At 68.6% G+C, this 14,695-nt stretch carries 13 protein-coding genes; 6 read left to right on the top strand and 7 right to left on the bottom strand.

The window, feature by feature from the left end:
• Window positions 1-88: 88 nt before the first annotated feature.
• Entirely contained in the window at window positions 89-868 is a 780-nt protein-coding gene (locus IT359_15530; protein MCC6930396.1) for an ABC transporter substrate-binding protein, read from the top strand.
• Here IT359_15530 and IT359_15525 read toward each other — a convergent pair.
• Genes IT359_15525 through IT359_15510 form a run of 4 tightly spaced genes read right to left on the bottom strand, consistent with a single transcriptional unit; the run spans window position 846 to window position 5,354 of the window.
• Window positions 846-3,236, bottom strand: coding sequence for a carbohydrate binding family 9 domain-containing protein (locus tag IT359_15525; protein ID MCC6930395.1), 2,391 nt, complete (start codon window positions 3,234-3,236; stop codon window positions 846-848). The two genes, IT359_15530 and IT359_15525, sit on opposite strands and share 23 nt — an antisense overlap.
• Complete coding sequence (locus tag IT359_15520; protein MCC6930394.1) at window positions 3,233-4,021, bottom strand: cytochrome c oxidase assembly protein; 789 nt, start codon at window positions 4,019-4,021, stop codon at window positions 3,233-3,235. The genes IT359_15525 and IT359_15520 overlap by 4 nt, the downstream gene beginning before the upstream one ends.
• A 16-nt stretch (window positions 4,022-4,037) precedes the next feature.
• Window positions 4,038-5,168: an SCO family protein gene (locus tag IT359_15515; protein MCC6930393.1), complete on the bottom strand. Its 1,131-nt coding sequence runs from the start codon at window positions 5,166-5,168 to the stop codon at window positions 4,038-4,040.
• Between the two features lie 9 nt (window positions 5,169-5,177).
• A complete protein-coding gene (locus tag IT359_15510; GenBank protein MCC6930392.1) occupies window positions 5,178-5,354 on the bottom strand; it encodes a hypothetical protein in 177 nt (58 codons plus the stop codon).
• Between the two features lie 134 nt (window positions 5,355-5,488).
• On the opposite strand from IT359_15510, the gene IT359_15505 reads away from it, so the two are divergent.
• Both IT359_15505 and IT359_15500 read left to right on the top strand, forming a co-directional pair.
• Complete coding sequence (locus IT359_15505) at window positions 5,489-6,001, top strand: SET domain-containing protein-lysine N-methyltransferase (GenBank protein MCC6930391.1); 513 nt, start codon at window positions 5,489-5,491, stop codon at window positions 5,999-6,001.
• Window positions 6,002-6,298: 297 nt separating this feature from the next.
• Window positions 6,299-6,685 carry a PEGA domain-containing protein gene (locus IT359_15500; GenBank protein MCC6930390.1) on the top strand — a complete coding sequence of 129 codons (387 nt, stop codon included), beginning with the start codon at window positions 6,299-6,301 and terminating at the stop codon, window positions 6,683-6,685.
• Window positions 6,686-7,017: 332 nt separating this feature from the next.
• On the opposite strand, the gene IT359_15495 is transcribed toward IT359_15500, so the two are convergent.
• From IT359_15495 to IT359_15485, 3 genes are all read right to left on the bottom strand, one after another.
• Complete coding sequence (locus IT359_15495; GenBank protein MCC6930389.1) at window positions 7,018-8,100, bottom strand: NAD(P)-dependent alcohol dehydrogenase; 1,083 nt, start codon at window positions 8,098-8,100, stop codon at window positions 7,018-7,020.
• A gap of 207 nt (window positions 8,101-8,307) precedes the next feature.
• Window positions 8,308-8,985: an HAD-IA family hydrolase gene (locus tag IT359_15490; GenBank protein MCC6930388.1), complete on the bottom strand. Its 678-nt coding sequence runs from the start codon at window positions 8,983-8,985 to the stop codon at window positions 8,308-8,310.
• A gap of 36 nt (window positions 8,986-9,021) precedes the next feature.
• Entirely contained in the window at window positions 9,022-10,965 is a 1,944-nt protein-coding gene (locus IT359_15485; GenBank protein MCC6930387.1) for a propionyl-CoA synthetase, read from the bottom strand.
• A gap of 233 nt (window positions 10,966-11,198) precedes the next feature.
• Here IT359_15485 and IT359_15480 point away from each other — a divergent pair, with 233 nt between their 5' ends.
• From IT359_15480 to IT359_15470, 3 genes are all read left to right on the top strand, one after another.
• A complete protein-coding gene (locus IT359_15480) occupies window positions 11,199-12,728 on the top strand; it encodes an amidohydrolase family protein (protein MCC6930386.1) in 1,530 nt (509 codons plus the stop codon).
• Between the two features lie 201 nt (window positions 12,729-12,929).
• The gene (locus tag IT359_15475; protein ID MCC6930385.1) at window positions 12,930-13,868 is read left to right on the top strand and encodes a hypothetical protein; all 939 of its coding nucleotides are present in this window, start codon (window positions 12,930-12,932) and stop codon (window positions 13,866-13,868) included.
• A 189-nt stretch (window positions 13,869-14,057) separates the two neighbouring features.
• On the top strand, window positions 14,058-14,447 hold the full coding sequence (locus tag IT359_15470; protein MCC6930384.1) for a type II toxin-antitoxin system VapC family toxin: 390 nt from the start codon (window positions 14,058-14,060) through the stop codon (window positions 14,445-14,447).
• Window positions 14,448-14,695: the final 248 nt, after the last annotated feature.

The raw sequence follows: 14,695 nt of genomic DNA, 5'->3' as shown, positions 1-14,695 counted from the left end.
TGCGCTGAGCTGCGCTGAGCTGCGCTGAGCTGCGCTGCCGGCCGCGGCGCGCCCTGTGCCGGCTTGTGTCCGGTGCTTACGCTACGGCATGCGCATCGTCTCGCTCTGCCCGTCGCTCACGGAGCTGGTACACGACCTCGGCGCCGCCGACCAGGTGGTGGGGCGCACCAGGTTCTGCATCCACCCCGCGCCGTGGGTGGAGGGGATCGAGCGCGTGGGCGGGACGAAGAACCCCAACCTCGCGCGCATCATCGCGCTGGCCCCCGACCTCGTCCTCATGAACGAGGAGGAGAATCGCCGCGAGGACGCCCTGGCACTGCGCGCCGCCGGCCTCGCCGTGCACACGTCGATGCCGCGCACCGTGCGCGACGTGCCGCAGATGGTGCGGGACATTGCGGCTGCCATCGCGCGCGATGCGGACGGTGAGCGCATTGCCGCCGACATCGAACAGCGCGCGGCGCGCGTCGCATGCGCCGCCTCGGCGCGCGACCCGGTGTCACACGCCTGCTGCATCTGGCGCGAGCCGTGGATGACGGTGAACGACGACACCTTCATCAGCGCCATGCTCGAGCTGGGCGGCGCTCGCAACGTCTTTGGCGACCGGGGCGACCGCTATCCCGCGTTCTCGCTCGACGAGTTGCGGCTGGCGGCGCCCGACGTGGTCTTCCTCACCAGCGAGCCCTTTCCCTTCGGCGAGCGGCACGTGGCGGAGCTGGTGGCGGCGACCGGGTGGGCCCCCGCGCGCTTTGCCCTCGTGGACGGCGAGCTGCTCTCGTGGCACGGCTCGCGCACACCGGCCGGCATCGACTACGCCGAGGCGATCGTCGAGCGGGTGCGCGCCGCGCCTAACGACGCAGCAGGTAGCTGAGCTTGACGAAGAAGCCGTCGCGCACGCGTTCCAACTGGCGAAAGCGAAACGGGCGCGGCTCGGTGAGCGAGCTGCCGTAGCCGGCAAAGAAGACGGTCCCCGGGCTGGGGACGTACGACACCAGCCAGTCCATGCGGAAGTCGCGCGTGGTGGTCGCCACCGCGAGTTCGCTGGCGCCGTCGGTGGTGATGACGATGGGGCGATCGGTGGCCGGGTCGCGCAGCGCGTCGCGGCGCCTGGCGTCGTACTGCCCCACGAGGCGCAGGAAGAGCGCGCGCGTGAGCTGGTACTCGGCCTTGAGCCGCGGCACGTTGGCGCGCGAGAGGGTCGAGCCGTCGCGCCAGCGCGCGTAGTGCGAGTACAGGTACGATCCCGTCAGGCGCAACTGACCGGTGGGACGGAAGTCGGCTTCGGCGGTGAAGTCGGCGCGGCGCGCCGGTGCCGTCTCGAAGAAATCGACGTCCTTTCCCACGAAGGCGCTGAAGCGACCGGTCCACGACCGGAACTGCGGCGTGTTCACGCGGAAGAGCCCCACAAAGGTCGCCGTGACCGGGGAGGTCGCGAAGGCGAGCGTGTCGTAGTTCCCGCTCCCCGCGGCGCGCTCGCGCAGCGTGGCGTAGCTCGTGTAGTTCCGTTCGTCGAATCGCCACGTCTCGCGCACCGGGGTGATGCTCACCACCCACCCGCCGCGAATGTTCGTCACCGTCTCGAATTGCAGCTTCGTCTCCTGCACCGCCTTCCCGTCCCAGAAGCTGTCGTACAGCCAGAGGGCATCGAGCCCCTGCCGTACCAGGAAGCTCTCGACGAAGGAGCCGGGCCGGCCATACACCGAGAAGCGGTTGTAGAACGAGGCGCTCACGTAGTCGTTGCGGGGAACGTAGCCGTTCACCGCCTCGAAGTCCGGCGCGATGGCCGAGAAGGTGTAGCGCAGCCCGTAGCGCAGCCCGGTGCGGTTGATCCCCAGGTCCACGAGCGGCGCCGTCCGCGTGGCAACCGCGCCCCCCTCGCGCGTTGCGCTCCCTCCCACCGTGGCGTTGAACGAGTACGCCTTGCGGAAGACGACGCGCGTGTCGGCGAGCCCTACACGCGAAAAGCGGCTCCCCTCCGTGCGGTCGGAGAGCGAGAGCCCCATGGTGGAGGCGGTGAGGATGTCGCGCCGCACACGGAGCAGGTTGACCAGCGGGCGGTTGCTGCCGTCGATCGACTCCGACCTGGCGTCGAGCGCCCCCATCCAGGCCAGCGTCGTGCGTCCCACGCGCCCCGTGAGCTTGGCCGCGGCATCGGGCTGCACGATGCGCCGCGTGTACATCAGGTTGTTGGGGGCGTCGAAGTACTCGCTCCCGTCCAGAAAGAAGGGGCGACGCTCGGGGAAGAAGAGGGCAAAGCGCGTGTCACCCGGCACCTGCGCCGCGTCGGCCTCCACCTGTGAGAAGTCTGGGCGGATGGTGGCGTTGAGCGTGAAGTTGGGGGCCAGGCGCAGCCGCACGTTCCCGCCAAGGTTGGCCCGCGAACCATAGCGCCACGATGCGTCGCTTGCGCCTGACGGTTCCCCCGCCAGCGACTCGGTGAACTCGGGGTTCACCTCGGTCACCACCTCGCGCTCCAACCCGCGAATGCCGCGCAACGTCCCCGACTGCACCAGGAACGACGCCGCCCCGCGCCGCGTCGGCATCCACGTCTGCTGGTACCCCGTGTGCTGCACGTAGCGGATCACGTTGAGCGCCCACTGCTGCGCGTCGCTCCCCTGGAAGCGGATGCTCTTGAGCGGGATGCGCACCTCGATCTCGTACCCGTGCTCGATCAAGCGCCCCTTGCTCTCGAAGACGAAGTCCGGCGACAGGTCGATGTTGGCCGGCGGGTTGCCGCCAAAGGTCTGCCCCCGCGGCTGCGGCGGGTTGAACCCTTCGCTGCGCACGCCGTCGGCCTGCACGCCTAACGGGTTCACGCCGAAGATGAAGGCGCGCCGCCGGTCGTTGAACGGGTCGAGAACGAGCTGGATATAGTCGTCGCTGTCGATCTTGTCGCGCGCCGCCAGCGTCGCGTGCACCTGGTCGTGCGTCTCGAAGGCCCGCACCCCGAAGTACACGTCGCGGCTCGTGTACCAGATGTAGACCTCGGTGGAGTCGTCGGCCGGGAGGTTGTCGATCGGGAGATAGTTGGAGAAGCCGGTGAGGAGCGCCGCCTCCTTCCACGCCGCCTCGTCCAGTACGCCGTCAATCACCACCGGCGCGGCATCGAGCCGCGGAACGTCGGCCGTGGTCTCGCGATGCCGTGCGTGGTAACTCCGCTGTTGCGCCCCCGCCGCCCCCGCCGGCAGCGCCACGAGCACGACCGCCAGCTGCAGCGACAGCCGGAGCGCGTCCCTCATCCCTCTGTCTTCGACCAGTTGAAGAAGATCACCGAGATGCCGACGAAGGCGACCACCGCCCCCCCAATGCTCATCAGCGCCCCCGCGGCCTGGTGATCGTCGCGCGACGTGATCCCGGCCAACGGCGGAGCCAGCTCATACCACGCGTACATCGGCGTCTCGCTGTACGCCAGGAAGCCGGCCAGCCCGAACATGATGGGCGAGAACATCAACCCCCCAATCAAGTACAGCATCCGCACCGGCGGCGGGAACTTCTCGCGCACCGGGAGCGGGAGCACGATGGGCCACCAGAAGCAGAGACCGGTCGCCAGCCACGCCAAATCGATCGCCATCGAGCCGAGCTGCGACGGCATCAGCGCGTCGGCCACGAACGGAAGGTGCGTCGCCAGGACGGTCACGTTGAACAGGACGAGCGCGACAATGGGCGAGGTCACCTTCTCCACGAATGCATTCCCCGCGAGCGATCGCTGCGCCGCCGGCGACACGCCGCGCAGCAACAGCGGCGGCGACACCAGCCCGATGAGGAGGAACTGCAGCATGTGGGCGCTCGCCAGGTGCGACGCGCCTAACGGGCCAATGGGCCAGTCGAGCGCCAGCCACAGCAGGAGCACCCCAAGCAGGAAAAGCGGGTGCAGTGGCGCCACCGCCTCGCCCGCGCGCCGCGCCGCCCACCGGTTCCACGCGACTACCGACGCGACGAGGAGGACGATGAACCCCCACACGCCGACGTACGCCGTCCACTCCCACGTCCACGCCGTGGGCGTTGCCGAGCACCAGAACTGCATCGACGCCCCCCCCCCGCTACTGCCTGAGCGTCGATGCGGCCGCGGCGAGCATTCGCTCCACGTCCGCGTACGCGACCACGTTGGCCGCCACCACCACGTCCCCCGCCCGGCGGAATCGCAGACGCACCGAGACGGCGTCGCCAATGGCCGGACGCTGCTTGAAGTCGAACAGCATCACGTGCCGCTGTCCGGGGACGAACTGCAGCGTCTCGCCCGGGCGCACCACCACCTCGGGGACGCGCATCATGTGCCCCATCTTGCCGTGCTCACCCGCCATGGTCTCGTGCACCTCGGCGCGCGCCGCCGCATCGCTCACCACTTCGTACAGCGTGTCCTCGGCGGCGCCGTTGCGCAGCACTGCGTAAACCGCCCCCTCGGTCGTCGTTGCGGGCTGCGGCATCAGCGCCGCCGCCACGCGAATCGCCACCGCCGGCGCATCGGCCTCGGTCATCGGCTTGAGCTCGACGGCGCCGGGCCCCGAGGGCGCCTCGCCCGTGGGAAGCTCGCCGCGCGCCAGCTTGGGAAGGTCGTGCGCCCAATCCTCCTGACGGATACCGAACGGGTACTCCAACCGCGAGTAGCCGTCCAGCCCGAAGGCGACCACCTGCGCCGCGTGTCCCACGAGGTACTGCGCCTCGCCCGCCGTCGGCTTCTGCGACAGGTCGATGGGCGGCATGCGCATCGTGTAGAGGATGCGGTTCACCTCCTCCACCGATCCGCGCAATCCGATGAACGTCGAGTCGAAGTTCCCCAGCCACTCCTTGAGCCGCTCCGGCGTGTCCCGCTCCGGATCGGTAGTCACGAAGACGAAGCGAATCGCCTCGCGTGCCTCGAACGGGAGCTTCTTGAGCACCGCGGCCACGTTCGCCACGTGCAACGGGCACACGTCCGGGCAGTGCGTGTAGCCGAAGAAGAGGAGGGCCACCTTGCCGTGCGTGTCCTGCCGGAAGTTGAACGGCTTCCCGTTGAAGTCGGTCAGCGTGAAGTCCGGCTTCTCGCGCGGGGGCGACGTGATGACGCCGCGGAAGTCGCTGGCGCCCACCTCGGCGCCGCCGGCATTCTCACCAGAACCGCGCGGACTACACGCGGAAAGCACCAGCACGCCGCCGAGTGCGAGCCCGGCGAGCCATCGATGGGAAGGGAACATGGGGCAGCGCTAGAACTCGCGCTTCTTCATCTCCTTGAAGATCTTCTGCGCGTCGGAGTCGTCGCCCTGGTCGGGACGGCGCGTCGCCGCGAGCGTGGGGTCGGTGTAGGCGGAGCGCTTCTGGCTCACCTTGGCCGCCTTGGCGGCGTTCTTCTTCACCAACGCCTGCAACTGCTTGTCGTTCATCCCCGGCTCCTGATTGGTGTGGGGAAACGCGGTCCCCCGACTCGCCATGCGCGCCATGCGGCACCGACCGTCGCGGGGTCCCTAATCGTAAGCGTTTGGCGCCCCCCGGCGCGAGTCGCCCCTATCTTCCGGCCATGGCCAGCCATCCACACTTCACGGCCGGCGGCAAAGCGCCCACGCCAGACCACGGGGGCGAGTCGTCCGCGCTCCCCTTCGAGGTCCGTCACTCGCCCATCCAGGGCATGGGGGCCTTCGCCACGCGCTACATCCCCCCGGGGGTCCGCCTCATCGAGTACGCCGGCGAGCGCCTCACCCCCGCCCAAGCCGAGTCGCGCTACCCCGACGTGGCGGGGGAGCGGCACCACACCTTCCTCTTTGCCATCGACGACGACGTGGTGGTCGACGCCGCCGTGAACGGGAACGAGGCGCGCTGGATCAACCACTCCTGCGATCCCAACTGCGACGCCGTGATCGACGACGGGCGCATCTGGATCGAGACCATCCGCGACATCGTGACGGGGGAGGAGCTGGCGTACGACTACGCCTACATCCTCGAGGAGCGCCACACGAGCGCGGCCAAGAAGCGCTTTCCGTGTCATTGCGGGGCCGACAATTGCCGAGGGACGATCCTGGGGAAGAAGCGGTAGCCGGCTGCTGGGACCTGATGAGATTGAGAGTCACTTCCAGTCGATTGCGCTCATCCGTCGACTGCATGGGCATGCCGAGATGGCGAGGAGGCGCGCGCTGGATCCGAAGGCCGATGAAAACCGCGAGCGTCGATCTTGCCAACATCTTTCGACGAGATCGCAAGAGTGCCTCGCCGCTGATGCGTGGGATACGGTGCGACGAAGCTATTGCTGGGGCTGTGTAGGATTGCGCCCGATTGCCTGGCGAATGAAAGACAGTAACGTTTCCGTGTTCTGACTTCGAGTTTGGAGCGTGAGATGTTCACATTGACTCGCACTGCCATACTGTTGCCTCTCGCCATGTTGTGGGGGTGTGGGAGTGCAACCGACGACTGTGCTGGGACGGGCGTTGACGGCCTGAGGCTGAGCATTCGCGACGCCCGGACGAACGCCGACATCAACTCCCTCGCAACGGTCACGGTGGCGCAGCTCACCGCACCCTCGCGTTCGCGGACGGGGAAGCTCACCGATCCCCCACCTACCCCACTCGATCTCGCGGCAGACAGGCCTGGCCCGTATCAAGTGACCGTGACTGCTACAGGGTACACTACATGGAGCGAGCGTGTCGAGGTCGGGAGCACAGGGGGAACTTGTAGCCAGACCATCACTACCAACGTGACCGCACTCTTGCAGCCGAGCAGCTGATCCGGAGTGGTTCCGCAGGCCGCCGTGCTGAGGGCTCGGATACAGTCCACGCCTTGCCGGCGCGTGCGTCTCCCGCAGGGAGTGGTCCATCAGGTCCCGCTGTTGCAGATCGACGAAGCTGAACGGGACGGACAACTGGGACTCGACGCCGCGCATGGGGATTCCCCGATGGGAGAGGTGCGCCACGTTCGGCTTCGCTCGTCGCAGCTGCGAGTGCAGACGAATCACCCCTCTTGAGCACCCTGCGAGATGTCGTCTGACTAGTTGTCGCCGCCGCACCAGCACCGGCGCGTCAGCGAGCCCGCGGCAATCTGCCAGATGGCACCTGGCGTTCAGGGAACGCTGACCACCACCTTCCCCCGCGCCCTCCCCGTCTCCAGGTACGCCATCGCTGCGGGGAGTTGGTCGAACGTGTACGTCCGATCCACCACCGGCGTCACGCCCCCCGAGTCGACGAGCGCTTGCAGCGTGCGCAGGTCTGGCTCGTTGAACGAGGCGATGAAGAAACGCATGGGCTGGCGGCCGAACCATGAGCGGATCACAGTCGCCGCGGCGCGCGGCATGGGGTCGAGCCAGCGCCCCGATGGGCCGCCGATCATGACATAGGTCCCGGTCGGCGTCAGCACCTGGCGCAGCGCGCCCAACGGGTGGTTCCCCACCATGTCGATGATGGCGTCGTAGCGCTCGGGCTGCGTGGTGAAGTCTGCCTTGGTGTAGTCGATCACCCGGTCGGCGCCCAGCGACTGCACGAGCGCCACGTTGCGACCGCTGGACACCCCGGTGACGACTGCGCCTAACGACTTGGCGACCTGCACCGCGAACGTCCCCACGCCACCCGAAGCGCCGTTCACCAACACGCGCTGCCCGGCGCGCACCCGCCCCTGGTCGCGTACCCCCTGCAGCGCGGTGATCGCCGCCACGGGGATCGCCGCCGCCTGCTCCATGGTGATGCGCCTTGGCTTCTTCATCACGCGCGACTCGCGCGCCACGACAAACTCGGCGAAGGATCCGTTGCCGGCGCCAAACACCGTGTCGCCCGGCTGGACGCGCGTCACCGCACGCCCCACCGACTCCACCACCCCCGCAAAGTCGGTCCCGGCGACGATATCGGACGGGACGCGCCACCCCATCGACGGACGCGCGATCATCGGCGTCCCCCGCATGGTGTGCCAGTCGGCGGGGTTGAGCGAGACCGCGTGCACGCGCACCAGCACCTGCGAGTCGTTGGGCGCTGGCTTGGCGAGCGTCTCCAGCCGCAACACGCTGGGCGGGCCGTACTCGCAGTGCACATACGCCTGCATCGCGACCGCCGCTCGTGCGCCGCCGGGCTGCGGACAGTCGTTGCCCGATCTCACATACGACACCGCCCCCCACGCCACACCAACGACCAGCAGCAGCATGACAGTCTTGCCCACGAACCGGACCACCCTGCCCAACCGTCCCGGATTCCTCCCCATCGTGTACTCCGCTTGCGGGTGAAGCCGGCAACGACAGGCGTCGCCGGGTTCGTGGCCGTACGTGCGCGGCGCGGCGCGGATTCACGGCGCCGCGGAGCGCGAAAAAAGCGGGGCGACCCGTTCCACGGACCGCCCCGCCTTCATCAACCGCCCATCCAACCGTCGCTACCCCCCCAGCAGGACGTGAAAGACGTCGCCCCCGCCCAGCACCGGCTGCGCGCCGTGATCGCGCCCGATGCGCACCTCGGAGAGGTCGCGCACGATGCGCGTGGCCGCCGTCAGCTGCTCGGCGGGGAAGGTCGTCGCCACCCCCACCACGCGTGCCCCCGCGGCAATCCCCGCTGCGATCCCCGGCGGCGAGTCCTCGAAGACCACGCAGTCGGACGCTGCCACCCCCAGCGCGCGTGCCCCCGCGAGATAGCCGTCAGGTGCAGGCTTTCCGTTCGTGATGCGCTCGGCGGCGATGAGGACGCGCGGGATCGGGAGCCCGGCGGCCGTGAGTCGCGCGCGCGCCAATGCGTCCGAGCAGGATGTCACGATCGCCCAGGACAGCCCCGGCAGGTGCGTCAGGAGCGCGCTCGCCCCCGGCATCGCCACCACGCCATCCGTGTCGTTGCGCTCCACGTCGTCGATCCACGCCGTCTCGGCGGCAATGTCGAGGTGTGGGGCAATGTCGCGCAGCGTGTCGCTCGCTCGCCGGCCATGCGCAATCGGGACGATCGCGTCGCTGTCCATCCCGTGACGCGCCGCCCAGCGCCGCCAGGTGCGCTCGACCACCGCGTGCGAGTCGACGAGGACCCCGTCCATGTCGAAGAGGAAGCCTTGGCACTTGAGGAGCGACATGCGAAGCGTGAGGGAGAAGGGAAGGGGGCGGGAGCGTTACCCGCCAATCGGCGTCCCGCTGTCGCGAGCGTACCCTAACGATTGCAGCGTTGCACGGATCTCGTCCAGCGTGGCCGGGTCGTCGATCGTCGGCGGGACGGCATACGCGTCGCCGTCGGCAATCTTGCGCATCGTGCCGCGTAGCACCTTGCCCGAGCGCGTCTTGGGAAGGCGCGCCACCACCGCCACCTTCCTGAAGTTGGCCACCGGCCCCACCGCGCTGCGCACCCCCTGCACCAACTCGTCGCAGATGGCGTCGTGGCTGCGCGTGACCCCCGCCTTGAGCACCACGAGCCCCAGCGGGAGCTGCGTCTTGAGCGCGTCCTTCACGCCGAACACCGCGCACTCGGCCACGTCAGGGTGGGCGGCGAGCGCTTGCTCCATGCTCCCCGTGGAGAGGTTGTGGCCGGCGACGATGATCACGTCGTCGATGCGCCCCATGATGAACAGGTAGCCATCCTCGTCGATGTAGCCGCCGTCGCCGGTGAGATAACGCCCCGGAAACTTGTCCAGGTACGTGGCGCGATATCGCTCGTCGTCCCCCCACAGCGAGAGGAGCGTCCCCGGGGGGAGCGGGAGGCGGATGGTGACCGCGCCTTCCTTCTCCGCGGGGAGGACGTTCCCAGCCTCGTCGACCACCTCGACGACGTAGCCGGGCACCGGCTTGGTGGGCGACCCCGGCTTGACCGGGAGCTGCTCCACCCCCAAACAGTTCGCAGCCACCGGCCACCCCGTCTCCGTCTGCCACCAGTGGTCCACCACGGGGCGCCCCACCAGGGCGCGCGCCCAGTGGTAGGTGTCGGGGTCCAGGCGCTCTCCCGCCAGGAACAACGCCCGCATCGACGAGGTGTCGTAGCGCTTGTAGTGCTCCCCCAGCGGGTCTTCCTTCTTGATGGCACGAACGGCGGTGGGGGCGGTGAAGAGAACGCTCACCGCGTGCTCCTGGATCACGCGCCAGAACTCGCCCGCGTCGGGCGTCCCTACCGGCTTCCCCTCGTGGATGATCGTCGTGCACCCCAACAGGAGCGGGGCGTAGACGATGTACGAGTGTCCCACCACCCACCCCACGTCGCTCGCCGCCCAGAACACCTCCCCCGGGTCCATGTCGTACACGTGCTGCATTGACCAGAGCAGCGCCACCGCGTGCCCGCCGTTGTCGCGCACGATCCCCTTGGGCTTGCCGGTTGTTCCCGATGTGTAGAGGATGTAGAGCGGGTCGGTGGCCTGCACCGGCGTGCACCCGACTGGGCGCGCCTTCGCCATCAACACGTGCCAGTCGTGGTCGCGCCCGGGGAGGAGTTCGCATTCCCGCTGCGGGTGCTGCAGCGCTATCACGTGCGCCGGCTTGTGCGACGACAACTCGATCGCGCGATCGAGCAGCGACTTGTAGTCCACCACGCGGCTCACTTCCAGCCCGCACGAGGCGGAGACGATGACCGTAGGCGCGGCATCCTCGATACGCACCGCCAGCTCGTGCGAGGCAAAGCCGCCAAACACCACCGAGTGCACCGCGCCAATGCGCGCGCAGCCGTACATCGCAATCAAGGCCTCGGGCGTCATCGGCATGTAGATCACCACCCGGTCGCCCTTGGCAACGCCCAGCGAGGTCAGCACACCGGCAAAGCGGGCCACCTCGTCTTGCAGCTCACGGAAGGTGATCGTGCGCTTGACCCCCGTCACCGGCGAGTCGTAGATGACCGCCGCCTGCTCGCCGCGCCCGTTCTCCACGTGCCGGTCGATGGCGTTGTAGCACGTGTTGAGCATCCCGCCCGTGAACCACCGATAGAACGGCGCGCGCGTCGCGTCCAGCACCGTGGGCGGGGGCACGTCCCAGTGGATCTGCCGCGCCGCGTGCCCCCAGAACCATTCCGGGTCGCGCCTCGCATCCTCGTACATGCGCTCGTACGCGTCGCGCAGGCCTTCGTGCAGGGAGTTGCGCATCGGAGTGGGCGGTCAGGGCGAATGCTACGGCGTGCTCCACGATGCGCCGTGGTGCCGTGAGGCGCCAGCGGGAGAATCCCGGCGCCTAACGGCAGCCGCGCCCGGGTGCGGCGCCCGGTGCTCTGGCGGAGCGCTGGCGGCAGCGGCATTCTCTCCCGCGCCACCCATCCTCCAGTACCCCCGCCATGCGCCCAGTCGCTCCCGCCCCATTTGCCGCTTGTGCGGCCCTTCTTTTGTCGGCCTTCGCCTCGGCGCCCCCCTCGCCGCTCGCCGCCCAAGGGACCACGTACGACCTCGTCATCGCCGGCGGGCGCGTCGTCGACCCCGAGACCGGGCTCGATGCCACGCGCTGGGTCGGTGTGCGCGGGGCAACCATCGCCGCCATCTCCACCACGCCGTTGCGCGGCAAGGACACGCTCGATGCCAGGGGGCTCGTCGTCGCGCCGGGCTTCATCGACCTGCACGCGCACGGGCAGTACCTGGCCGCGGCACGCATGCAGGCCTTCGATGGCGTGACCACCGCGCTCGAACTCGAAGCGGGAACGCTCCCCGTGGCGCATGCCTACGAGCAGGTCGCCAAGGAGGGGCGCCCCATCAACTACGGCTTCTCGGCGTCGTGGCTCTTCGGGCGCATCGCCGAGAAGGAGCACGTGGAGCCCGACGGCGACATCTCGTTCTTCCAGAACGCGCAGCGCAAGAAGGGGTGGCAGTACACCATTGCCTCGCCCGAGGAAACGGCGCGCATCATGGCGCGTGTGGAGCAGGGGCTCAAGGAGGGGGCCATCGGGATTGGCGTGCTGGCCGGCTACGCCCCCGGCTACGGGCGCAAGGAGTACTTCGCGCTCGCGCAACTGGCCAGGAAGTACGACGTCCCCACCTTCACGCACATCCGCTACCTGAGCGTCATCGAGCCGCAGTCGTCGTTCGAGGCGTATGAGGAGCTGGTCTCGCTGGCGGCGAGCACCGGGGCGCACATGCACATCAGTCACCTCAACAGCACCAGCACGCGCGACATCCCGTTGGTAGCCGAGCTCATTCGCGGGGCGCAATCGCGCGGCGTGAAGGTGACCACCGAGGCCTATCCCTACGCCGCCGGCAGCACTGTTGTAGGTGCGGAGATCTTCCGCGGCAACTGGCGCGAGCGCATGGGCGGCGCCCGGGCGAGTGACATCGAGGTGAACGGCAAGCCGTACAACGATTCCACCTTGGCCGAGGTGCAGGAGAAGGCGCCGGGAACGTTCATCGTCGTCCACTTCATGCGTCCCGAGCAGAATCCGCAGGACCAGTCGTACCTCGACCAGGCCGTGCTCTTTCCCGGCGGCGCCATCGCGTCCGACGCCATGCCGTGGACCGTGCAGGGCAAGACCATCACCGACGATGTGTGGCCGCTCCCCAGCGAGGCCTTCGCGCACCCGCGCAGCGCCGGGACCTTCTCGCGCTTCCTGCGCGACTACGTGCGCGAGCGCAAGAAGGTCGAGCTGCGCGAGGGGCTCCGGCGCGTCTCGCTCACGCCCGCCAGGATCCTCGAGCAGAGCGTGCCGCAGATGAAGGCAAAGGGGCGCTTGCAGGTGGGGAAGGACGCCGACGTGGTGGTGTTCGATCTGGCCACCGTCAGCGACAAGGCGACGTACACCGCGCCCAACCAGCGTTCCGTGGGGATGCGGCACGTGGTGGTGAACGGCGTGCCGGTGATTCGAGCTGGTGAGCTGGTGCGGGGGGCGTTGCCGGGGAGGGCGATTCGGCGGGGGGTGGTGGGGCGGTAGGGTCTACGCTCCCATTCAACCGGTCTCTACGCTACCGTCCAGCCACTCCGGGGTAGGTATCGGGGCCCCGGTTTGGGTCAGGAGGGACTCCGCGGGACACGGGGCGTTGTCAACCCCCGTCGGCCGGTGCATCATGATGAGCGTCGTCCGGCAGTCGCAACTGCCGGCCTTTGACTGGTCTTGCACTCCACGGAGGTTGGGATGAGACGCTGGTTCGCGTTGCGCCTGGCGGTGTCCGCCGTTGCGCTGGTCACTCTCGCCGAGTCCGCGCAGGGGCAGGGACTGATGGACAAACTCAAGAAGGCCGCCAAGGGGAAGACGTACACCGTGCGCGGGCGGCTGCGGGTGCAGGATGGCCAGTGGCTCACCTGCTTCGAAGGGATCAAGACCGGCTACCTGGGCCCGGCCAACCTCTCCAGCCCCGCCATCTCCACCACCGACCCCACCAGCGGGCGCGTGTCGGTGCGCACCGCCGCCATTCCGACCATCATCATGACGCAGAGCGGCGTGGTCACCTCCAACGACTGCGATTCGCTCGCCGCGCAGCAACTGCTCCTCCCCCCCGCGCCGGAGGGGAAGAGCGCCGACACCGGGTACACCGACGACTATGGCTGCACGAAACGCGAGTGGACCAAGGACGAGGTCATCGCGCATCGTCGTGAGATCATGGATTGTCAGGCCGACTCCATCACCGAGCGCACCTTTCGGCGCAATGCCGCCAAGGGGTCGGGCGCTGCAGCTGCCGGTGGCGCCGGCGCCACCACCGACACCGCGGCCCTCGCGGCCAAGTTCAAGGCCATCCAGTCGCAGGCCGCCACGCCGCCAACTCCCGCCTCTGCGCGCAGCGCCGAGTCGCTCGCGGCCGATGGTGCCAAGACGTGCGGGCTCACGCCGGCCTTCATGCTCAAGCTGCGGTCGGAGGCCGTGGTCTTCGTGCGCTACGACGCGGCCAAGGGGGTGACCGTGTTGTCGGAGCTGTCGGGTGGCGAGCGACGCACCGTGCAGTTGGACGGCAACGCGTTCGCGCAGCGCATGACGTTCAACGCGCAGTCGATTGCGCAGGGTGGTGATGCGTGCGGGCGGGCGTTCTGGAATGCGGAGGCGTACAAGGCGGCGAGTGCGGCGATGAGTGGGGGGTAGGGGTGGCTCTTATGTGGTCATGACGGAATCACCGCCGAAGAGGGTAGAAGTCCTGGTCGTGCGACGCGCCACGCGTGCGTTGCACGACTTTCGCCTGCCGACGCCACTGAAGCGCCCGATAGATAGCCTCGAGGTGCTGCTCGTCGAGCGGCAGTCCGAGCGTTGATAGCGTAGCTCGAGGTGTCGGTCGTGCTACGTCTCGTACTCAACGCGCGCGACCGCATCAAGGAGTGGACGCGTTTGACCGGAGCCGTGGCGAGTGCGCTCACCGAAGTCGAGTGCCTGCGTACGCTCAATCGGTTGGCGCGCACGGGCGCACTCGAGACATCGGAGGTCGCGCCGAGACGTGAGGCCGTGTACCGGCTTCTGGAGGGGGTTGAGATCGTCGAACTCACGCGGTCCGTGCTGCGGCGGGCGTCGGAGGCCTTCGCCACACCCCTTGGAATGTTGGATGCGATTCACCTCTCGACAGCACTGCTCTGGCGAGATGCGCGCGACGCCGATCTCGTGATGGCGACGCATGACAAGGCGCTGGGGACGGCAGCGCGTTCGGTGGGGATGCGAGTGTTGGGGAGTTGAGGCGGATGGGGGGTGGGGTGGCGCGCGTTGGATTTTCGGTGTACTGTGGCGGCCGCGGCAATTTCGCGAATAGTTAGCGGATGACCGGAGCTGATCGCGGGCTCGACGCCTGGATCGCGGTCGTGCTACTCGACTGAGCCACCATGCGGCGCGTGACGCGCTCGCGGGACCGGAACGGGGAGGAGGGATGGTGGAGGGGATGCGACGAGAGCCGGACCATAGGGATTGGTGGGGGAAGGCGCAGCCGG

This window comes from Gemmatimonadaceae bacterium (assembly GCA_020852815.1).
Lineage (GTDB): Bacteria > Gemmatimonadota > Gemmatimonadetes > Gemmatimonadales > Gemmatimonadaceae > SCN-70-22.
This window is presented reverse-complemented; position numbering and strand designations above follow the sequence as displayed.